Origin of the sequence: Mesorhizobium sp. B2-4-2 (genome assembly GCF_006442845.1) — a bacterium.
In the GTDB taxonomy this organism is placed as follows: Bacteria; Pseudomonadota; Alphaproteobacteria; order Rhizobiales; family Rhizobiaceae; genus Mesorhizobium.
The window spans coordinates 346,991-366,729 of record NZ_VFVM01000001.1 but is presented as its reverse complement, the minus strand read 5'-3'; the positions used below and the strand labels follow the sequence as shown (position 1 = coordinate 366,729).

19 protein-coding genes are annotated in these 19,739 nt (G+C 63.6%); 12 read left to right on the top strand and 7 right to left on the bottom strand.

Features of this window, described 5'->3' with window-relative positions; translation table 11 throughout:
• Positions 1-17: 17 nt before the first annotated feature.
• The 3 genes from sbmA to FJ942_RS01730 form a co-directional block, all read right to left on the bottom strand.
• On the bottom strand, positions 18-1,277 hold the full coding sequence (gene sbmA / locus FJ942_RS01740) for a peptide antibiotic transporter SbmA (protein ID WP_140497950.1): 1,260 nt from the start codon (positions 1,275-1,277) through the stop codon (positions 18-20).
• 115 nt (positions 1,278-1,392) lie between these two features.
• The gene (locus tag FJ942_RS01735) at positions 1,393-2,553 is read right to left on the bottom strand and encodes a YbfB/YjiJ family MFS transporter (protein WP_140514745.1); all 1,161 of its coding nucleotides are present in this window, start codon (positions 2,551-2,553) and stop codon (positions 1,393-1,395) included.
• A gap of 76 nt (positions 2,554-2,629) precedes the next feature.
• Positions 2,630-2,830: a hypothetical protein gene (locus FJ942_RS01730; protein WP_140520836.1), complete on the bottom strand. Its 201-nt coding sequence runs from the start codon at positions 2,828-2,830 to the stop codon at positions 2,630-2,632.
• 93 nt (positions 2,831-2,923) lie between these two features.
• Between FJ942_RS01730 and FJ942_RS01725 the strand changes: the two genes are divergently transcribed.
• Genes FJ942_RS01725 through FJ942_RS01715 form a run of 3 tightly spaced genes read left to right on the top strand, consistent with a single transcriptional unit; the run spans position 2,924 to position 5,546 of the window.
• Positions 2,924-3,916 carry a LysR substrate-binding domain-containing protein gene (locus FJ942_RS01725; protein ID WP_140671790.1) on the top strand — a complete coding sequence of 331 codons (993 nt, stop codon included), beginning with the start codon at positions 2,924-2,926 and terminating at the stop codon, positions 3,914-3,916.
• Positions 3,913-5,169 (top strand): aminopeptidase, encoded by a 1,257-nt coding sequence (locus tag FJ942_RS01720; RefSeq protein ID WP_140514741.1) that lies wholly within the window; start codon positions 3,913-3,915, stop codon positions 5,167-5,169. The genes FJ942_RS01725 and FJ942_RS01720 overlap by 4 nt, the downstream gene beginning before the upstream one ends.
• A gap of 23 nt (positions 5,170-5,192) precedes the next feature.
• Positions 5,193-5,546 (top strand): DUF488 domain-containing protein, encoded by a 354-nt coding sequence (locus FJ942_RS01715; RefSeq protein ID WP_140514740.1) that lies wholly within the window; start codon positions 5,193-5,195, stop codon positions 5,544-5,546.
• Between the two features lie 186 nt (positions 5,547-5,732).
• On the opposite strand, the gene FJ942_RS01710 is transcribed toward FJ942_RS01715, so the two are convergent.
• From FJ942_RS01710 to FJ942_RS01700, 3 genes are all read right to left on the bottom strand, one after another.
• A complete protein-coding gene (locus tag FJ942_RS01710) occupies positions 5,733-6,086 on the bottom strand; it encodes an ArsC family reductase (protein WP_140514738.1) in 354 nt (117 codons plus the stop codon).
• Positions 6,087-6,303: 217 nt separating this feature from the next.
• Positions 6,304-6,657, bottom strand: coding sequence for a nuclear transport factor 2 family protein (locus FJ942_RS01705; RefSeq protein ID WP_140497937.1), 354 nt, complete (start codon positions 6,655-6,657; stop codon positions 6,304-6,306).
• Between the two features lie 131 nt (positions 6,658-6,788).
• A complete protein-coding gene (locus FJ942_RS01700; RefSeq protein WP_140514736.1) occupies positions 6,789-7,421 on the bottom strand; it encodes a 2'-5' RNA ligase family protein in 633 nt (210 codons plus the stop codon).
• Between the two features lie 274 nt (positions 7,422-7,695).
• On the opposite strand from FJ942_RS01700, the gene FJ942_RS01695 reads away from it, so the two are divergent.
• The 5 genes from FJ942_RS01695 to FJ942_RS01675 all read left to right on the top strand — a co-directional run bounded on the left by FJ942_RS01695 (position 7,696) and on the right by FJ942_RS01675 (position 13,099).
• Positions 7,696-8,853, top strand: a complete 1,158-nt coding sequence (locus FJ942_RS01695; protein ID WP_140520842.1) for a fumarylacetoacetate hydrolase family protein — start codon at positions 7,696-7,698, stop codon at positions 8,851-8,853.
• A gap of 271 nt (positions 8,854-9,124) precedes the next feature.
• Positions 9,125-10,060, top strand: a complete 936-nt coding sequence (locus tag FJ942_RS01690; RefSeq protein ID WP_140497931.1) for a substrate-binding domain-containing protein — start codon at positions 9,125-9,127, stop codon at positions 10,058-10,060.
• Positions 10,061-10,179: 119 nt separating this feature from the next.
• Positions 10,180-11,166 (top strand): ABC transporter permease, encoded by a 987-nt coding sequence (locus FJ942_RS01685; protein WP_140497929.1) that lies wholly within the window; start codon positions 10,180-10,182, stop codon positions 11,164-11,166.
• Between the two features lie 3 nt (positions 11,167-11,169).
• Positions 11,170-11,961 carry an ATP-binding cassette domain-containing protein gene (locus FJ942_RS01680; protein ID WP_140497927.1) on the top strand — a complete coding sequence of 264 codons (792 nt, stop codon included), beginning with the start codon at positions 11,170-11,172 and terminating at the stop codon, positions 11,959-11,961.
• Between the two features lie 115 nt (positions 11,962-12,076).
• The gene (locus tag FJ942_RS01675) at positions 12,077-13,099 is read left to right on the top strand and encodes a LacI family DNA-binding transcriptional regulator (RefSeq protein WP_140897132.1); all 1,023 of its coding nucleotides are present in this window, start codon (positions 12,077-12,079) and stop codon (positions 13,097-13,099) included.
• A gap of 332 nt (positions 13,100-13,431) precedes the next feature.
• Here the strand turns inward: FJ942_RS01675 and FJ942_RS01665 are convergent, their stop codons facing one another.
• Positions 13,432-14,025 carry a TetR/AcrR family transcriptional regulator gene (locus FJ942_RS01665; protein ID WP_140497923.1) on the bottom strand — a complete coding sequence of 198 codons (594 nt, stop codon included), beginning with the start codon at positions 14,023-14,025 and terminating at the stop codon, positions 13,432-13,434.
• A gap of 246 nt (positions 14,026-14,271) precedes the next feature.
• Here FJ942_RS01665 and FJ942_RS01660 point away from each other — a divergent pair, with 246 nt between their 5' ends.
• From FJ942_RS01660 to FJ942_RS01645, 4 genes are all read left to right on the top strand, one after another.
• The gene (locus tag FJ942_RS01660; protein ID WP_140497921.1) at positions 14,272-14,520 is read left to right on the top strand and encodes a hypothetical protein; all 249 of its coding nucleotides are present in this window, start codon (positions 14,272-14,274) and stop codon (positions 14,518-14,520) included.
• Positions 14,514-17,690: a multidrug efflux RND transporter permease subunit gene (locus FJ942_RS01655; RefSeq protein ID WP_140498120.1), complete on the top strand. Its 3,177-nt coding sequence runs from the start codon at positions 14,514-14,516 to the stop codon at positions 17,688-17,690. The genes FJ942_RS01660 and FJ942_RS01655 overlap by 7 nt, the downstream gene beginning before the upstream one ends.
• Positions 17,691-17,705: 15 nt before the next feature.
• Positions 17,706-18,860 (top strand): efflux RND transporter periplasmic adaptor subunit, encoded by a 1,155-nt coding sequence (locus FJ942_RS01650; RefSeq protein WP_140559343.1) that lies wholly within the window; start codon positions 17,706-17,708, stop codon positions 18,858-18,860.
• A 176-nt stretch (positions 18,861-19,036) separates the two neighbouring features.
• Complete coding sequence (locus tag FJ942_RS01645; RefSeq protein WP_140497917.1) at positions 19,037-19,729, top strand: GntR family transcriptional regulator; 693 nt, start codon at positions 19,037-19,039, stop codon at positions 19,727-19,729.
• The last annotated feature ends 10 nt before the right edge of the window (positions 19,730-19,739 follow it).

Sequence of the window (19,739 nt, the reverse complement as noted above, 5' to 3'; positions counted from 1 at the left end):
CCCAGGTCTTTCCTGACTTAAGCGGGATCCTCGGCGCCTTGCCGCGCCAGATAGCGCTGGTCGATTTCCGGCAGCGGCTCGCCCTGCAGCGTCGCCTCGAAGGCGCGCAGGCGCTTATGCACCGATTGCAGTTCGACGATGGTCGACCAGGAGGTGAGCAGGAACTGCAAGGAACCTGTCACCTTGCCGAATGCATTCGAAATCTGGTTCAGCGCGCCGAACGTTATCTTGTGGGCGACCAGCGACGGCCCGAGGATCAGCAGCGAGAAAATATTGTCGGCCTGCAGGTAGGTGTACCGGACGACATTGAAATAGATGTAGTGGAAATACAGCCGGAAATAATTGTGGCGAACATTGGCGAACAGCGCGGCGGTGGTGGCGGGCTGGGCCCGGTCGGCATGATCCTCGCCGTAAACGAGCTCCTTGCGGTAGGCCGCCTCCACGCGCTGGTTGCGGAACTGCAGCCCTGGAAGCTTCATGCCGGCAATCATGACCGAAATCGTTCCGAACAGACACCAGGCCAGTGCCGCGACCACCAATGGCTGGGGGATCGCGCCGATGATCGGCAACTCGGTTATATGGGCCTGCAACTGGATCATGACCGGCAGGAAGGCGATCAGCGTCATGATCGACTGGACGAAGCTGGAACCCAGATCTTCCATGATCTGGGAAAACCGCATCGTGTCCTCCTGGATACGTTGCGAGGCGCCCTCGATGTGGCGCAGCCTGCCCCAGTTCTCGACGAAATAGTTGTTCATCGCCGTGCGCCAGCGGAAGATCCAATGGCTGACGATGAAGGCGTTGACCACCTGCACGTTCATGCCGACCAGCGCAAGCCACGAGAAATCGGCCAGCCCAATGTAGAATTCGGCGTTGGTCGATTTTCCGGTGCCCGACATCAGCCCCTGCACATAGTCGAAGAAGGGCCCGTACCAGGCGTTGACGGCGACGCTGACCTGCACATTGAAATAGATGAAGAACAGGATGACCGCCGTCATCAGGATCGACCAGCGTTGCCACGGATGCGGCGAATACCAGCTCCAGAACGCATAGAAAGCGACCACGCAGAACGCGAAGTAGATGTAGAACCAGAGAAACGGCTTCGAGACGAGGACGGCGATGCCGATAATGGGCGGTGCACCGGCTGCTGCCGGCGGCAGGCCGAAGACGGCGCCCAGTTGCTCACCCCCGAAAAACCAGAACAGGATCGCCGCAAGGCTCCAGACGGCGGCCGAAGAGAAAAACAGCTTCGGCTGCGGGAAGAAGGATACGAACACTGTGGCGAATTCCTCGATTTTTGCGCAAATCAGCTGGGTTCAGCAGGCATAAAGTCACACATTAGGGGGAAAGAAAATGCCCATGCCCGATGCCCGGCACCGAGCAAACCCACAATCATGGCGATTTTGGCGCGGCCGACCATATGATGACGCCGGAGGCGACCAGAACGGCCGCGGCGGCGATCGAGGCAAGGAAGAAATCGCCCGACGCCTGCGCCAGGAGCCCGGCGGCAATCGGGCCGATGATCTGGCCAAGACCGAACGAAGCCGTCATCAAGGCGAAGGTCCGCCGGGGGGCCTGTGGCGCCAGTTGCCGCGCGGTCTGCAGGCCAAGCGCGGTGATGGCGATGAACGTGCCGCCAACGAGCAGGCCGCCGAGCAGCGGCCCGGTGCGCCCGCCCACCGCGACGCTTGCGACAATGCCGACGACCTCGACGAAACATCCCAGCGCATAGGTCGCGTATAGGCCGATCCGCGCCGATATCTTCTGCCAGAGCCAGACCGAGGGAAAGCCGGCAAGACCGGTGACCATCCAGACCACCGCCTCGAACACGCGTCCGCCGCCGCCTTGCCGGACAATGGCGACAAGGAAGGTAGCCGTTACCACGTAGCCGAAGCCGAACAAGCCGTAAGCGACGATCACCTTGGTCAGCGAGCGGTCTTTTGGCAGCGCCGGCTCGCGGCCGGTATCGCCGCTGGCCAGCGGACCGCTGTCCACCAGCAGCGCCACCACGACGAAGCCACAAGCCGAGATCGCCGCCGACCACAGCCAACCCGCCGCCCAGCCGGCATGTTCGCTGACCAGGGCCGCCATCAGCACCGAGGACAGGGCGATGCCGAGGCCGACGCCGCCGAAATGCCACGCCTGCAGATCGCTGCGGCCGGCCGCGGCAAGATGGCTGAAAACAATGCTGGCCAGGAACACCATGACGAAGGCGCTGGCCAGGCCTGCAAGAAAGCGGATGACGAGAAAGGCGGCGATCGTATCCGACAAGCCCATCAGCGCGGCAAGCAAGGCGCTGGCGCCGAGGCCGGCCAGCATCAGCAGGCGCTCGCGTCCATGCGCCCAGCCGCCCGCCGCGGCGAAGGCGCCGGCGAGGTAGCCGAGATAATTGGCTGACGCGATCCAGCCCGCATCGGCCGCCGACAGATGGAGTTCTTCCATCATGCCGGGCAGGATCGGCGTATAGACGAAACGACCAATGCCCATGGCGACAGCCATGGCGATCATGCCGGCGAAAGCGAACCGCAGCGCTGTTGAGGTGGCGGATGTCATCGCGGTGCACAATAAGTGCGAAGACCGGCGACACAACGCGCTTGCGTTGGGCCAGGCGCCGGACCGTCAGCACCAATCAGCGGCAGCCCGCTTGCGCCGTCTCGTGGGCGGTGCGTCGCGCCGTCAGCCGGAACGGCATGTCGCCGAGCTCACGCTCCGACATGGCGTCGAGCACGGGATGCGCAAGCGGATCGGCCAGCCAGGCGACCATTTCGCAGCCGTCTGGCGGCTCGTGCACAGGGAATACTATCTTGAGCGACGATAACAGCCTCAACATGTCAGCCTCCGCAGGCCTGTCCCGTGAATAAAGTCTGCGCTTTCGGCATCACTTTCAATTGAGATTTCAGCCCCGCTGGTTTAGAAAAACTCAATGGCCATGCTCAACCGCGTCCACCTCAACGGCCTTCGCGCCGTGGAGACCGTCGCCCGTCTCGGCTCGCTCGCCGCGGCCGCCGGCGAACTCAACGTTTCGGCCAGCGCCGTCAGCCAGCAGATAAAGCGCGTGGAGCAGCAGCTCGGCCAGGCCGTGTTCGAGCGAACGGCCAAGGGGCTGGTCCTGACGGAATTCGGCGCCATGTTCGCGATGCGCCTCGGCGCGGGTTTCCGCGAGCTCACCCAGGCCGTGGCGCTGGCCGACGAGGCGCGACAATGCACGCTGGTGGTTTCCGTGGCGCCGGCATTCGCCTCGAAATGGCTGCTGCCGCGGCTGTCGCATCACTTCACCCGGCATCCCAACGTGCTGTTGCGCATCGACGCCTCGGTGCGGCTGGCCGACCTCGACCATTCCGATATCGATATCGCCATCCGGCTTGGCGACGGCACATGGCCGGCCAGCAAGGCGGAGTTGCTTTTGGCACAAGAGGTGTTCCCGGTCTGCGCGCCCTCGATAGCGAAGAAACTGAAATCGATCGAAGACCTTGCCCAGACCTGCGCGATTACCGACGAACGAGCGATGATCAACTGGGAAAGCTGGTTCGACGCCGCCGGTGTCGAACCAGTCACTTTCCTGAAGGGCGCTCGCTTCACCGATCCGATGCTTTGCCTGGAATCGGCGATTGCCGGCCATGGCGTGATGCTGGGCTGGCAGTTGCTCGCCGCCGACGCGCTGGCGGACGGGCGGCTCGTCGCGCCGTTCGGGATCCGCGCCCAGAGCGGGCTTGGCTATTGGCTGGTGACCTCCGCCGCCAAGGCCGAAAGCCGCAAGGTCCGGGATTTCAAGCTCTGGATCAGGGAAGAGATCGAGGCGACGATGGCGCGGTTCGGCTCCGCGAAGACGGGCACGAGCGATGCGATCACGGTGGAAAGCACCGTGGCGCCGGTCTATGTAGAGTCCGACATCAAACTACGGCAGGCAGGATCATGACCACACATTCGCGCGGCGTTTCCGCAACGATCGACCCGGTGAAGCTCGACAGGCTGGCCGAAGTCGCCATCAAAGTGGGGCTGCAATTGCAGCCCGGGCAGGACCTGGTGCTGACCTCCTCCATCGCCGCGCTGCCGCTGACCCGGCGCATCGTCGAGCATGCCTACAAGGCCGGCGCGGGGCTGGTGACGCCGATCTTCAACGATGACGAGATCACGCTGGCGCGCTTTCGTTATGGCGCGGACGCCGGCTTCGACCGCGCCGCCGGCTGGCTCTATGAAGGCATGGCCAAAGCCTTCTCCAACAATGCGGCGCGACTTGCCGTGCGCGGCGAAGATCCTTCGCTCCTGTCGGCGCAGGACCCGGCGAACGTGGCGCGCGCCAACAAGGCCAATTCGATGGCCTACCAGCCGGCGCTGGAAAAGATCACCGGCTTCGACATCAACTGGAACATCGTCGCCTATCCCGATCTCGCCTGGGCCAAGCAGGTCTTCCCCGATGATGCCGACGACGTTGCGGTGGCCAAGCTCGCCGACGCCATCTTTGCCGCCTCGCGGGTGGACGTGGAAGATCCGATCGGCAACTGGAAGGCGCACAATGCCGCCCTTCGCAGCCGCACCGAATGGCTCAACGGCCATGCTTTCCATGCGCTTCATTTCACCGGGCCGGGCACCGACCTGACGGTCGGGCTGGCCGACGGCCATGAGTGGATGGGCGGCGCCTCCACCGCCAAGAACGGCGTCACCTGCAATCCCAACATCCCGACCGAGGAGGTCTTCACCACGCCGCATGCGCGGCGGGTTGAAGGCCATGTTTCATCGACCAAGCCGCTCTCCTACCAGGGCACGCTGATCGACGAGATCTCGGTGCGTTTCGAGGGCGGCAGGATCGTCGAGGCGAAGGCTTCGAAGGGCGAGGACGTGCTGAAGAAAGTGCTGGACACCGACGAGGGCGCACGCCGGCTTGGCGAAGTGGCGCTGGTGCCGCATTCCTCGCCGATCTCGGCGAGCGGCCTGTTGTTCTTCAACACGCTGTTCGACGAAAACGCCGCCTGCCACATCGCGCTCGGCCAGTGCTATTCGAAGTGCTTCGTCGACGGCGCCTCGCTCAGCCAGGCCGAGATCGCGGAGCGCGGCGGCAACAAGAGCTTCATCCACATCGACTGGATGATCGGCTCGGACAAGATCGACATCGACGGCGTCGGCAGGGACGGCAGTCGCGTGCCGGTCATGCGCAAGGGCGAGTGGGCCTGACGAGAGCGCACGAAGGAGAGCGGATGGCCTTCGAGATCGCGGTCAAGCGGGTGTATGAACCACCCTCGTTCGATGACGGGCAGCGGGTCCTGGTCGATCGAGTCTGGCCACGTGGCGTCAGCAAGGAGCATGCCGCGCTGGCGCTATGGCTGAAGGACATCGCGCCGAGCACCGACTTGCGCAAGTGGTTCGGGCACGAGCCCGAACGATGGGCCGAGTTCCAGAAGCGGTATCGTGCCGAACTGGAAGGCAATGGCGAGGCCGTGGCGCAACTGCGCGCCCTGCTCCGCGACGGCAAGGTGACGCTGCTCTACGGCGCCCATGACGAGGCGCACAACAATGCCGTGGCACTGGCGGGGTATCTGAGAGGACAGTGACCTGTCCCTTAGTCATCCTCGGGCTTGACCCGAGGATCCATGCCGTGACGTCCGTCCGGAAATGCAACGGAGCAGAATCAGCACGGCTGCGACGCCCAAAAGTAACGGCATGGATCCTAGGGTCTGCGCCGCGTCGCTTCGCTCCTTGCTCCGCCCTAGGATGACGAATTGAGAGTGTACCGCGCCCTACTTCCCGACCACCGCCGCCTCATAAACATCCGGCTTGAACCCGACCAGGATGCGGTCGCCAACCTCGAGCACAGGCCGTTTGATCATCGTCGGCTTGGCCAGCATCAGTGCCTTGGCCTTCCTTTCATCCAGGCCCTGCTTATCCTTGTCCGGCAACTCGCGGAACGTGGTGCTGCCCTTATTGAGCAGCTTTTCCCAGCCGACCTTGCGGACCCAGCCATCCAGCCTGCCCGCCTCGATGCCTTCGGCCCGATAGTCGTGGAACCGGTAAGGCACGTCGTGGCCATCCAGCCAGACGCGGGCCTTCCTGATCGTGTCGCAGGTGGTGATGCCGTACATGGTGATCGTCAAAACAGGTGCCTTCCGGACTTCGAATCTGGCCGCAGATTAAGCAGCCCCGGCGCGCTTTGCCAGCGGCCCGGCAGAACCATCGAAGAGTAAGTTTCTTCAATGGCGGGCGCGCGGTCGCCGATCCGTGACGACGATGTGCATCAGGTCGGATAGCGGCCAGGACATGATCCTGGCCGCTCAGGATGCGGCGAAATGTGCCGACAGCCGAAAACCCGTCTCAATAATAGAAGCGCTCTTCGGCAATCTTGCCGTTCTTGACCGTGTACAGGCCAACCTCGTCCATGGTGACACGCTGGCCCGTGGCCTTGGGCGTTATGTCAAATGTAAAGCGCACGGCGAACTGGTCGCCGTTGACATAAGGGCCCTCGACCGAGCCGCCATGGACTTCGTTGTTTTCCTGCCACCACTGGCCTTTCTGCTTGACGGCGTCCTTGCCGCGGCAGACGGCCATCGGCCCCTCCATGGCCTCATAGCTGACGATGTCGTCGGCGTTGTATTTCTCGGCAGCACTTTCGTAGTCACCGCGCTTGAGAAGCTCCGTGAAATCCTTGGCAATTTCCGTGTTGGTCATGTGTTCCTCCTGTTCAGACGCATTGCAAATAGGGAAAGGTTGGCGGCCTGCCATCGTCGTGCCGTCTGGTAGCTGACATGCCATGTCAGGATGATGGACCGCGCGGACTATGCGAGGACGATTCCAGGCTCTCACATGGCGGGCAGTGCATCGTCCTGGCCGGTCAGCCGCCAACGTCCGGGTTGCTTGTAGGCGCCCTTCCCAATGAGACTGTGGATCAGCACAAAATCCCGGACAGTCCAGCCGATCGGATCGATCGACCGCTCGCGAATGCTGGGAACGCCCACTTCATCACGAAGCAATGTAACATGCGGTTCGATGGACCTGGTGAGAAAGGGTTTTAGCGGGCTGTCCGAGATCACCGCCGTGAGGTCACGCCAGAACTTCTGCAGCGGCGGATTGCCATCGCTGCCGCGCAGGACCAGTGCACCACCGCCAAAAGCCGACAGGCGATCGAACGAGACCTCGAAGGGCTTCGCAACGATCATCGATCCGATATGACAGGCGGCCTCTGCCAGCTCCTGCGGGTACTCCTCATGGTCGCCGAGCCCGACAAGCGAGATGTGGATGTGATTTTCCGGAACCAGCCAGCCTTGCAATCCGAACTCACGGTTCAAGGCAATGGCCTTTCGCGCGAGACGACCAGCAATCGCGCTGCCGACGAGGATGGCAAAGAACAGCCGGTGGAAATGCTTCCCGGCCTGTTCCCATCGGAAAAAGGCCTGGCCGTTCTTCGCGGTTCCGAATGCGGGTTGCCCACTCATACTGATCTCGTCCGCCAATTGACTCAGGTTGGGCATATTAGAACAAAACGAGAACAACCGCAAGCCGAAAAATGACGCAGGCGTTGGGGCTCCCGCACCGCCGCATGCATCCAACCCCTGAAGGAGTGCTTCCTTGCGGTACGCCAATCGCCGACGACGCCGGCAGATATGGCGCCTGGCTCACCACAAACGGGATAGACCTTTGACAGGAATCCGGTGAAAGTGCCGCGCCGAACCAGCGAGCCGCATTTTTGATGATCAGAGGACCGTACGCATGACAAACCCGATGCATCTGCCCGCCGAAGGCCTTTTTGTCGGGCGCGCCAGAAGCAGCGACGCCTCGCATCCCCTGGTGGTCACGGTGCGTGATGGCACCGTCTTCGACATCACGTCGAGCACGGCGCCGACCGTGCGCGATATCTGCGAGATGGCCGATCCGGCCGGTTATGTGCGCTCGGCCAAGGGCAAGCCGATCGGCTCGCTCGACGGCATCGCGGCCAACAGTTTCGAAGCCACGCGTGATCCGGCAAGGCCCTATCTCATCTCCCCCGTCGACCTGCAGGCGATCAAGGCCTCGGGCGTCACCTTCGTCGTCAGCCTTTTGGAACGCGTCATCGAGGAACAGGCGCGCGGTTCGGCGGAAAAGGCCGACGCCATCCGCGCCGACATTGCCGGGCTGATCGGCCACGATCTGTCCAAGCTCAAGCCCGGTTCGCCGGAAGCGATGGAGATCAAGGCCAAGCTCATCGCACGCGGCGCCTGGTCGCAATATCTGGAAGTGGGCATCGGCCCCGACGCCGAGATCTTCACCAAATGCCAGCCGATGGCCTCGGTCGGCTTCGGCGCCGATGTCGGCCTGCATCCCGTCTCGACCTGGAACAATCCGGAGCCGGAGATCGCCATGATCGCCGCCTCAAGCGGCAGGATCGTCGGCGCCACCATCGGCAACGACGTAAATCTGCGCGATGTCGAAGGGCGCTCCGCGCTGCTGCTCGGCAAGGCCAAGGACAACAACGCCTCCGCCTCGCTCGGCCCCTTCATCCGCCTGTTCGACGGCACGTTCTCCATCGACGACGTAAAGCGGGCCGTGGTCCGGCTGAAAGTGGAAGGTGAGGACGGGTTCTCGCTGGAGGGCGCGAGCTCGATGGCCGAGATCAGCCGCTCTCCCGAAGAGCTCGTAGCGGCTGCCATGGGCCCGCATCACCAGTACCCGGACGGCCTGGCGCTCTATCTCGGCACCATGTTCGTGCCTTCGAAGGACCGCGGCGAGAAGGGCAAGGGTTTCACCCATAAGGTCGGCGACATCGTCACCATCTCGTCGGAGAAATTCGGCGCGCTGGTCAACCGGGTGCGACTGTCGCCGGACTGCCCGCACTGGACCTACGGCGCCAGCCATCTGATGCGCGATCTTGCCAGGGCCGGCCTCCTCTAGCTCTGGGTTCGCCCGAGGGCGGTCAATCATCGCTCCGGCGACCCTCGAGGCCGGTATCGCCTGCCGCGAAAATCATCCGAACTGATGCAATCTGATGGGACCGCTGATGGCGCCCCGTCAGGCGCCGACTACGACTGACAGGCGGAGGCTTGCCATTTGTCGAAAAAGAGGATGCTCTGATCATCCAACACGGCGTTGGCGGGGAGGACGCGGTCTTGCCCGATCAAGAGGGCGGTTTCGAACTGATCAGTTTCAAACGGGAGGAAATCAAATGCTGACACGGCTAAGAGTGGTTCTATACGGCCTGCTGGTCGCGCTGACGGTCATTCCGGCGGCGGCGCAGGCCAAGACGTTCTACTGGATTTCACATGGCGGCCCGGCCGATCCGGTCTGGACCTACTTCCTTGCCGGCGCCAAGCAATGGGCCAAGGACACCGGCAATACCGTCAACACCTCGTTCCACAATGGCGACGTCGCCTCGCAGCAGGAGGCGGTGCGGGCCGCGATCTCGGCCAAGGCCGACGGCATCACCACCACCAGCCCCGATCCGGGCAGCCTTGTCGAGATCGTCAAGGAAGCCCGCGCGGCCAACATTCCGATCATCAATTTCAACACGCCCGATCCCAAGGCCAATTTCAACGCCTATGTCGGCGGCGACAATGTCACCTTCGGCAAGCACTGGGCGCAGTATCTGGTCGACAAGGGCCTGGTGAAGAAGGGCGACTTCGTCTGGATGCCTGTCGAGATTCCCGGCGCCACCTATGGCGTGCAGGAAGAGGAAGGCATCAAGAGCGTGTTCGAGCCGCTCGGCATCACCTATGAGGTGACCGAGGCGACGCTCGACCAGGCCGAGGTGATCAACCGCATGGTCGACTATCTCACCGCTAACAAGGCCAAGGTGAAGGCGATCATCGGCCTTGGCGACCTCGTCACCGGCTCGATCAAACGCGTGTTCGACCAGGTCGGCGTCAAGCCCGGCGAAATCCCCGTCGTCGGCTGGGGCAACTCGCTCGACACCACCCAGGAAGTGCTGAACGGCTACGTCAATGCCGGCCAGTGGCAGGACCCGCAGGCGACCAGCTATGTCGCGCTGTCGCTCGCCAACATGGCCGCAAGCGGCATTCCCCCGGGCTTCAACGTCATCACCGGCGCGCTCTATGAGAAAGACACCGCCGAGATCTACGACAAGATCCTGTCCGGCAAATAGCCCCTGATCTCCAGCGCCGCGCGTCCACCGGGCGTGCGGCGTCCCGCCCTTTCGCCTGGTATCGAGCCGTTTGATGCGGCCCGATGGTCCGGCCCATTCCAACCAGTCGCGGGTTACACGTGGAAAATCGTTCGCTTGTCCAAGGCCTGATCGCGCGGCCGGAATTCGGCCCCTTCGTGCTGCTCGTCGTCGAGATCGCCGTCTTCTGGGGTTTCAACCACGACTTCCTGTCACCCCAGAACATCTCCAACACGTTGGCCTTCACGGTCGAGCTCGGGCTGATCGCGCTGGCGATGACGTTGCTGATGACGTCGGGCGAATTCGACCTTTCCGTCGGCTCGCTGTTCGGCTTCTCGCCGGTGCTGATGTGGACGCTGTTCAACAGCGGCCTCACCTCGCTGGAGATGGGCTTCGTCCTCGCGCTGCTGGTCGCCGCCTTCATCGGCCTAGTCAATGGCTGGTTCGTCACGCAGCTCAAGATCCCGTCCTTTCTGGTCACGCTCGGCATGCTCCTGGTGGTGCGCGGCACCGCGCTGTTCGTCACCGACGGCTTTCCGCAGCGCACCTGGAGCGCCGAGGGCAGTTGGCTGGCGGAGGCGCTGGTCGGCGATTTCTTCATCGGCCCGTTCCGCATCTACATGTCGCTGTTCTGGTTCATCGCCGCGGCCATCGCGCTGGGCTATGTGCTGACGCAAAGCCGCACCGGCAACTGGATCCAGGCCGCCGGCGGCAACCCGAACGCTGCGAGGGCGCGCGGCGTCAATGTCAGCCGCGTCAAGATCGGCCTGTTCGTGCTGTCCTCGGTCATGGCCTCGCTTGCAGGCGTCATCTCCTCGCTGCGCACCTCGGCGGCCAACCCCAACAGCGGCACCGGCTACGAACTCGAGGTCATCGCCATGGTGGTGATCGGCGGCACGGCGCTGACGGGCGGGCGCGGCACCATCATCGGCACCGTGCTCGGCATCCTGATCCTGCGCGTCATGCGCAACGGCATCGTGCTGATCGGCGTGCCCGGCCTTGCCTACAACATCTTCATCGGCGCGATCATCCTTGGCATGATGGCGCTTCATTCATGGCTGGAACGCCGGCATCAGGCAGGGACGTGAACCATGGCCGAGCCACTGATCCGCATGCAGAACATCCGCAAGTCCTACGGGCGCGTGCAGGCGCTGGTGGACGCCAATTTCCATGTCAACGAGCGCGAGATCGTCGGCCTGCTCGGCGACAATGGCGCCGGCAAGTCGACGCTGATCAAAGTGCTGTCGGGCGCGGTGCCGCTGACCAGCGGCGACATCTTCATCCGCGGCAAGAAGGTGAACCTGCGCAACACCAGCGACGCCATCGCCAACGGCATAGAGACCATCTACCAGGATTCGGCGCTGGTCACCCAACTGTCGATCGCCCGCAATTTGTTCCTCGGGCGCGAGCCGATCAAGCCGCCGCGCTTCCTCAACCGCATGGACCAGGAGGCGATGAACACGGTCGCCCGCGACCTGCTCAAGCAGGTCGGCATTTCCAAGAACATTCCGCCGACCACGCCGATCGGCTCGCTCTCCGGCGGCGAGCGCCAGGCGGTGGCGATCGCGCGCGCCATGCATTTCGACAGCGATCTCATCATCCTCGACGAACCGACCAACAATCTTGGCGTCGCCGAAACCCAGGGCGTGCTGAGCTTCGTGCGCAGCGCGCGCGATTCCGGCCATTCCTGCATCTTCATCGCGCACAACATCCACCATGTCTTCCAGGTGGTGGACCGCATCGTCGTCATGCGGCGCGGCAAGGTGGTGGCCGGGGACATCGACCCCAAGACGACCAGCGTGGCGGAGGTTGAACGCGTCATCACCGGCATGTCGGACAAGGAGATCCGCGACGCCATCGCCGATGGCAAGGGATCGCATTGAGGACGAGCGCAACATCCCTGCGAAACAGCAGAATGGGCGTCCGGGCGATGGGCGCGATCGGCGCCGCTCAAATCGCCCGTCTGGCGTGCCATCGCATCGGCAATAGGGTTGCGGCATGAAAGCCACCGTCTCTGACATCGCCAGGAACTGCGAACTGTCGACGGCGACGGTCGACAGGGTGCTCAACAACCGGAAGGGGGTCAGCGCGGCCAACCGGCAGCGCGTCATGGAGGCCGCCAAGCAGCTCGGCTATCTGCCGGTCGCCGATCAGGTAACGCTCCCCTCGCGGCCGGCCAATCTGGAATTCTTCCTGCCGATCGGCAGCAACGCCTTCATGCAGGATTTGGCCAGGCATATCGAGGATTATGCCTCGCGCCTGCCGCTCGTTGCCTCGTGCCGGATCCACAACCTCGCCGGAATCTCGCCGAACGCTTTGCAGACCGCCGTCGAAAACCTGTCGCTGAAAGCCAACGGCGTCGGCGTCATCGCCGTCGATCATCCCAGGACGCGCAACATCCTGCGCGACATCGTCGAGGCCGGCATTCGCCTGGTGACGCTGGTGTCCGATATTCCGGCCGCACCACGCTCGGCCTATGTCGGCATAGACAACCGGGTGGCGGGACGGACCGCCGCACTCCTGATGGGGCGCTTCCTCGGCGGCCGCGAGGGCCAGTTGGCGATGGTGGTCGGCTCGCGCTCCTATCGCGGCCATGAGGAACGTGAGATGGGTTTCCGCTCCGTGCTCGGCGAGGAGTTCCCCAACCTGAGCGTCAGCAGCGCCGTCGAGATCAACGACGAGACCGGTGCCAGCTATGCCGAAACCATGAAGGCGCTGCGCAACGAGCCGGAACTGCTCGGCATCTATTGCATTGGAGCCGGACGCTCCGGCGTTGCCAAGGCCATCCGGGAGGCCAGGCCCAACCGCAAGCCGGTATTCATCTGTCACGACCTGACGAGGGAAACGCGCGGCTATCTCGTCGACGATCTCGCCGACGTCGTCATCGACCAGAATGCCAGGCTGATCGCCGAGCAATCGGTCATCCGCCTGCTTGGCTCGATCGCATCATCGGCGCCCTACCTGACGCGGAAATTCATCGAGCCGCGGCTGATCTTCCGGGAAAACGTCCCGGTGCAGTGACGCGGGCCGCGAGGCCTTCCGGTCACGTCGCGAGCGATACGGCGAATCTGCACAGCTGCTATGCACGATTCACGATTGCCGAATCATTGGGCAACTCATAGCTTTTGGTTGTCGGCCATCTACTCCTCCCAGATGCGATGCCGGCGCTGAGTGGGGTGCACCTCCTCCCGCACCACATTCGAAATCGAGCCCGCTGCCACCTCCTCCCGGCAGCGGGCTTTTTTATTGCATGCCGGACATTTCCGGGAACGGCAGGGAATCCACGCAACATCAAAGCCACGGCAAACCGGAAGCGCACGCGCTGTCCGGCGCCAATGAGCCTTGCCGATGGATCAGCCCGCGGCGGCTCCGCCCCTGAAGGACTGGATCAACCCTTCCGCCATGCGCACCAATTGCGCGCTGGGACCTTCGGTGCCAACGGTCTGCACGCTCACGCGCGCGCCTTCGCACAGCAGCGAAAGCGTATCGGCCAGAAGTTCGGCCTGGCCGATGCCGGCGCCCCGGCAGAGCGCCACCAAGCGCTCGCGCTGGGCTTCCTTGAGTTCCTTGATCACGCGCCTGGCCGGATGGTCGGGTTCAGTCAGCTCAACCGCGGCGTTGGCCATGTCGCAGCCCCGGCAATCGGCCGTAAGCATCTCGGCCGCCTTGCGAACCCAGGCATGCAGTTGCGCGAGCTTGTCGCCCGGGTGCTCGGCTTCGAATGCGTCCCACATCGCGCCGGCCTTTGATGCGGTGGCGCGCAGGCATTCGATGATCAGATCGTCCTTGGATTCGAAATGACGGTAGAGCGTCATCTTGTTCGTGCCGGCAGCCTCGGTGATGGCGTCGACGCCGACGCCCTTGATGCCGTGCTTGTGGAACATGTCGCGCGCCGTCTCCAGGATCCGATCCCGGGGACGAGGACGCTCCACGACGCCGTCTGTCATCATTGATCTCCTTTCGTTTCCAAAAATCCCTCGGCCACCTCTTGACTAGGGTGTTACCGGTCTGTAACTTCCAGAATGTTACTTACTGGTAACACCTATGGCGTCCGCCGTCAATAACAAGACCGTGATCTGGTCCGGCCAGATCGGGGCGGGCGAAAAATTGCATTTCATGCGGCTCCGGCCGGTGAAGAGATGAAAAACGGTTCGCGAGCATGGGCTGCGAATCGACAGACAAGGAGCCGGCCAATGCCACAGCGCCGCGATCTTACCATAGATGAAGCCGTCCGGGATCCAATGATCCGGCTGGTCATGAAAGCCGACGGGGTCGATCCGCGCGCTTTCGAAACAATGCTGCGCACGCTTGCCGGTTCGCAGCGCGGCGAGGTGCCGTTGCTCCGTTCGTCGGAAGAGTTCGGACGCGGCCAGAGGCTGTCCAGGGTTGCCACTGCGTTCGGCAGGGCAAGAGCAGCCGGAGAGGCGTGCGTGTCGTGGTAAACTTCTTCATTCACCGCCCGATCTTCGCCTCGGCGATCGCCATCATCATGGTGCTCGCCGGGACGATTTGTTATTTCCTGCTGCCCGTCTCGCAGTTTCCCGACATCACACCGCCGCAGGTCGTGGTCAGCGCCCACTATCCTGGAGCCAGCGCGCAGGTGGTCGCCGACACGGTGACGACGCCGCTGGAGCAGCAGATCAACGGCGTGCAAGGCATGACCTATATGTCGTCGACCAGCTCCAATGATGGTTCCTCGACGATCACCATCACCTTCGATGTCGGCTACTCCCTGAGCACCGCCGCCGTCGACGTCCAGAACCGCGTCTCGCAGGCTGCCTCGTCGCTTCCGGCGATCGTCAATCAGGGCGGCGTGACGATCAAGAAGCAGAATCCGAACTTTGTCCTCATCGTCAACCTCACTTCGCCCGACGGCTCCGTCGATCCGGTGGCGCTGTCGAACCTTGCCTATCTGCAAGTGGTCGACCCGCTGAAGCGGCTGCCCGGTGTCGGTGACGTGCAGATCTTCGGCGAGCGGCGCTATTCGATGCGCGTCTGGCTCGATCCGGACAAGCTCGCCAATCTCGGCATCACCGCCGTCGACGTCCAGAACGCCATTGCCGAGCAGAACGTCCAGGTGGCCGCCGGCAAGATCGGCCAGTCTCCGGCGCCTGCCGGCACCGCTTTCGAGATGCAGGTCAATGCCGTCGGCCGGTTGAGCGATCCCAAGGAGTTCGGCGACATCGTCGTGCGCGCCAACACCACCACCGGTTCGCTGGTGCGGCTGCGCGACGTCGCCCGCATCGAGCTCGGCGCCCTGCAATATTCGTCGTCGGCCTTCTTCGGCAAGGACCCGACCGTGGTGCTCGCCGTCTACCAGATGCCCGGCTCCAACGCGCTCGATCTGCAGCAGCGCGTCAAGGACAAGATGCAGGAGCTGTCCGCCCGCTTCCCCAAGGGCGTCAGCTATGCCATGCACTACGACACGACGCGCTTCGTCTCGGCCTCCATGCATGACGTGCTGATCACGCTCGGCGAGGCTCTGGTCCTCGTCGTCGCCGTGGTTTTCATCTTCCTGCAAAGCTGGCGCACCACAATCATTCCGACGATCGCCATCCCGGTGTCGCTGGTAGCGACGCTCGTCGTCATGGAGATGATGGGCTTCTCGCTCAACATGCTCTCCCTGCTCGGCATGGTGCTGGCGATCGGCCTTGTCGTCGACGACGCCATCGTGGTGGTCGAGAATGTCGAACGACAGCTCGAGGCCGGGCTGAAACCGTTGGCGGCTACCAAGGCCGCCATGGCCGAGGTCACCGGTCCGATCATCGCCACCACAGCCGTGCTGATGGCCGTCTTCGTGCCGGTCGCCTTCATCCCCGGCGTTTCGGGACGGCTCTACAACCAGTTCGCGCTGACGGTGGCGATCTCGGTCGGCATTTCCGCCTTCAATTCGCTGACGCTGAGCCCGGCGCTGAGCGCCGCCTTCCTGCGCCATCGCCAAGGCACGCAGTTCGTGCTGTTCCGCTGGTTCAATACGGGCTTTGACAGGCTGTCGCATGCCTATGCCAATGGCGTGCGCATCCTCATCCGTTTGCGCTGGATCATGCTCGGCCTGTTCGCGGCCGGGCTGGTCGCCACCTATTTCGTCTGGGCAAAGCTTCCCTCGACCTTCCTTCCGGTCGAGGACCAGGGCTATTTCTTCGTCGTCATCCAATTGCCCGACGGCGCTTCGCTGGAACGCACCGACGCTGTGGCGCAGAAGGCGCGCGACATCCTGCAGGCGACGCCCGGCGTCGACATCGTCGGCTCGATCAGCGGCCTGAACTTCCTGACCAGCGCGGCGCAGTCGAATTCCGCGGTCGAATTCGCCATCCTGAAGCCGTGGGAAGAGCGTGGCCCCGACCAGAGCGCCTCCAAGCTCGTCGCCGACGTGCGCGGCAAGCTGATGCAGATCCCGGAGGCGTTCGCGCTCTCCTTCGATCCGCCCTCGATCCCGGGTATCGGCACCACGGGCGGCTTCGAATTCGTCGTCGAGGACCTTACCGGCCGCGGCAGCACCGCGCTCAACGACGCGACGCAAGCCGTGATCGCCGAGGCGCGCAAGCAGCCGGAAATCAACCCTCAGCAGCTTTTCTCGCCATTCTCGACCTCGACGCCGCAGTTCAACTACGACCTCGACCGCGCCAAGGCGAAGCTGCTCGGGCTCAACCTGCCTGACGTCTTCAACACGCTGCAGATCTATCTCGGCTCGCTCTACGTCAACGACTTCAACCTGTTCGGCCGCACCTTCCGGGTGACCATCCAGGCCGACAAGGATGCACGCGCGGGTGCGGCCGACATTTCGCGGCTCTATGTGCGCAATGCCTCCGGCGGCATGGTGCCGCTCAGCACGCTGGGCAAGCTGGTGCCGTTCGTCGGCCCGGAAACGGTGCCGCACTACAACAACAACGCCTCGGCCTCGATCAATGGCGGCGCCGCGCCCGGCTATTCGTCCGGCCAGGCGGTCGCCGCCATGGAACGGGCCGCCGCCACGGCTCTGCCAAGGGATTTCGGCTTCGAATGGACCGGCATCACCTTCCAGGAGCTCAAGGCGGGATCGATCGCGTCGGTCGTCTTCGGCCTCGCCATCGTCTTCGTCTTCCTGATCCTGGCGGCGCAATATGAGAGCTGGGCGATGCCGTTCATGGTGCTGCTGGCAGTGCCGCTCGCCTTGTTCGGCGCGTTCGTGGTGCTGTGGGTGCGCGGCATGCAGATCGACGTCTACTCGCAGATCGGCTTCGTCATGCTGATCGGCCTGGCGGCCAAGAACGCCATCCTGATCGTCGAGTTCGCCCGGCGACGGCGCGAAGAAGGCCTCAGCATTGTCGAAGCGGCGATGGAAGCGGCACGGCTGAGGCTGCGGCCGATCCTGATGACGGCCTTCGCCTTCATCCTGGGCGTGCTGCCGCTGATGTTCGCGACCGGCGCCGGTGCTGCCAGCCGTCAATCGATCGGCACCACCGTCTTCGGCGGCATGGTGGCGGCGACCATCCTGTCGCTGGTGTTCGTGCCGGTCTTCTATGCGGTCATCGAACAGCTGCGCGAACGGCGCGGCGGCGACGAGCCCGCTTCCCTGCATTCCGAACCAACTGCCGAACCCGCCTTGCCGCCCATGGCGCAAGCGGCCGAATAAGATTGGAGACTGAACATGCGTAAATGGAAAATCGCTTTGGGCGCCGCTGTCGCGCTGGGCGCAATCTCGGTGGCGAGCGTTCACCTGCTCGATATGGGCAGCCTCAGCCTCAATGCCGGCACGGCCGGAGCGGCAACGCCCGCTCCCGCGGCATTCGTCATGCCGGTGCCGGTGACCAGCGTGGTGAAGAAAACGATCCCGATCTATCTCGACTATGCCGCCCGCACCGAACCGATCCGCAGCGTCACGCTGCAGGCCAGAGTGCCGGGCTACCTGGAAGAGCAGGCCGCCGAAGACGGCGCCGACGTCAAGAAGGGCGACCTCCTCTACAGGATCGCGCCGCAGGACTTCCAGGCGGCGCTCGACCAGGCGAAGGCGCAGGTGCAGCGTGATACAGCGACGCTCGACTATGCCCGCTCCAATCTCGGCCGCGGCACCGAGCTCGCCAAGAGCGGCTATTTGGCCAAGGACAGCTTCGACCAGCGCACCAGCACCTTGCGCGAGGCGCAGGCGTCGCTGGCGCTCAACCAGGCGGCGGTCCGCTCGGCCGAGCTCAATTTGAGCTATTCGGAGATTCGCGCTCCCTTCGCAGGCCGCATCGGCCGTAACCAGGCCTCGATCGGCACGCTGGTCAGCGTCGCCGGCACGGTGCTCAACACGCTGGTGCAGCTCGACCCGATCTATGTAACCTTCAATCCGAGCGAGAGCGATCTGGCGCAGATCGAGGAAGCTCGTGCCGCCGGCCCGATCGAGGTCGAGGTGCTGCTCCCGGGCGAGACCGAAGCCCATCAGAAGGGTGAACTCACCTTCATCGACAACACGATCGACCATTCGACCGGCACCATCACCGCGCGCGCCACCATCGGCAACGCCAAGTTCGCGCTGCTGCCTGGCCAATATGTCCGCGTCCGGCTGCACGTCAAACAGCAGCCCGATGCGCTGATGGTGCCGCAGGTGGCACTGGGTTCGAGCCAGCTCGGCAAATATCTCTACGTCGTCGGCAAGGGCAACACGGTCGACCAGCGGCTGGTCTCGACCGGGCCGACCAGCGGCGACCTGGTGGCCATCCTGAGCGGAGTCACGGAAGGCGACCAGGTGATAACAGGCAATCTGCAGAAGATCGGCCCTGGAATGCCGATTTCGCCACTGCCACAGAAACCGGCCACCTGACTCCCCCGCAGGCCCGGTTTCAGCGCGGCGCCCCGGCCTTCCCACAGGTCGCGGGCGCCGCTTTTGCGAGCAGCTCCGCCCGACCAGTACCGGCCATGTGAAAAAAGCCGCAAAAGTCCTTGTTAGATTGTCGACAATCTGCTTGTCTTGCCCTTGTTTCGTCGGGAGTGGCCGGGATGGCAAAGGCGGATTTCAGTCCAATCGCGGATACGACCCGACGCGCGGAGATCGTGGCGCTGCTGCGACGGGCAATCCTGACCGGCCAGTTGGAGCCGGGCCAGAAGCTCAACGAGCTGCGGATTTCCGAGCAGATGCGCGTCAGCCGCGCGCCTTTGCGCGAAGCGATGCGCGAGCTGGTGCAGGAAGGCATCCTGACCAGCATCCCCTATGCCGGCACCTTCGTCATCAATGTCACCGCCAAGGACATCGACGATGTCTACTCGCTCAACAAGGTGCTCGACGAATTCGCCATCGAGCGGACATGGGAGCTGCGCGATCGGCGCTTTTTCGATGAGCTCGACCGGCGCCATGAGGCGGTGAAGCAGGCGACGCGCGACCGCGACACCACAAGGCAGATCGAAACCGCGCTGCAACTGCATGGCCTGATTCACGAATGGGCCGACAATTCCGTTCTTTTGGAAACATGGCAACGGCTGACCAGCCGGTTGCAGATGTATTTTGCCCTGCACCAGCAGGCACGCAACGAAGCGGTGCCTGCCGAGAACGTTCACGAGACTTACGTGCGGCTGCTCAAGGGCGACGACATGCGCGCTGCCCAGCGCCACGCCCGCGAGCATATAGACCACGACTTCGAAGAGCTTCTTGCCTACGCGCGCGCTCTCGAACGGCGCCCGTCGAAAGGCGCCTGATCCTTCCCCA

What these genes read in the sequence shown, in the direction of transcription:
- FJ942_RS01735 (WP_140514745.1), bottom strand. Translation starts at nt 2,553, where the DNA reads ATGACATCCGCCACCTCAACAGCGCTGCGGTTCGCTTTCGCCGGCATG.
- FJ942_RS01730 (WP_140520836.1), bottom strand. Translation starts at nt 2,830, where the DNA reads ATGTTGAGGCTGTTATCGTCGCTCAAGATAGTATTCCCTGTGCACGAG.
- FJ942_RS01725 (WP_140671790.1), top strand. Translation starts at nt 2,924, where the DNA reads ATGGCCATGCTCAACCGCGTCCACCTCAACGGCCTTCGCGCCGTGGAG.
- FJ942_RS01720 (WP_140514741.1), top strand. Translation starts at nt 3,913, where the DNA reads ATGACCACACATTCGCGCGGCGTTTCCGCAACGATCGACCCGGTGAAG.
- FJ942_RS01715 (WP_140514740.1), top strand. Translation starts at nt 5,193, where the DNA reads ATGGCCTTCGAGATCGCGGTCAAGCGGGTGTATGAACCACCCTCGTTC.
- FJ942_RS01705 (WP_140497937.1), bottom strand. Translation starts at nt 6,657, where the DNA reads ATGACCAACACGGAAATTGCCAAGGATTTCACGGAGCTTCTCAAGCGC.
- FJ942_RS01700 (WP_140514736.1), bottom strand. Translation starts at nt 7,421, where the DNA reads ATGAGTGGGCAACCCGCATTCGGAACCGCGAAGAACGGCCAGGCCTTT.
- FJ942_RS01695 (WP_140520842.1), top strand. Translation starts at nt 7,696, where the DNA reads ATGACAAACCCGATGCATCTGCCCGCCGAAGGCCTTTTTGTCGGGCGC.
- FJ942_RS01690 (WP_140497931.1), top strand. Translation starts at nt 9,125, where the DNA reads ATGCTGACACGGCTAAGAGTGGTTCTATACGGCCTGCTGGTCGCGCTG.
- FJ942_RS01680 (WP_140497927.1), top strand. Translation starts at nt 11,170, where the DNA reads ATGGCCGAGCCACTGATCCGCATGCAGAACATCCGCAAGTCCTACGGG.
- FJ942_RS01675 (WP_140897132.1), top strand. Translation starts at nt 12,077, where the DNA reads ATGAAAGCCACCGTCTCTGACATCGCCAGGAACTGCGAACTGTCGACG.
- FJ942_RS01665 (WP_140497923.1), bottom strand. Translation starts at nt 14,025, where the DNA reads ATGACAGACGGCGTCGTGGAGCGTCCTCGTCCCCGGGATCGGATCCTG.
- FJ942_RS01660 (WP_140497921.1), top strand. Translation starts at nt 14,272, where the DNA reads ATGCCACAGCGCCGCGATCTTACCATAGATGAAGCCGTCCGGGATCCA.
- FJ942_RS01650 (WP_140559343.1), top strand. Translation starts at nt 17,706, where the DNA reads ATGCGTAAATGGAAAATCGCTTTGGGCGCCGCTGTCGCGCTGGGCGCA.
- FJ942_RS01645 (WP_140497917.1), top strand. Translation starts at nt 19,037, where the DNA reads ATGGCAAAGGCGGATTTCAGTCCAATCGCGGATACGACCCGACGCGCG.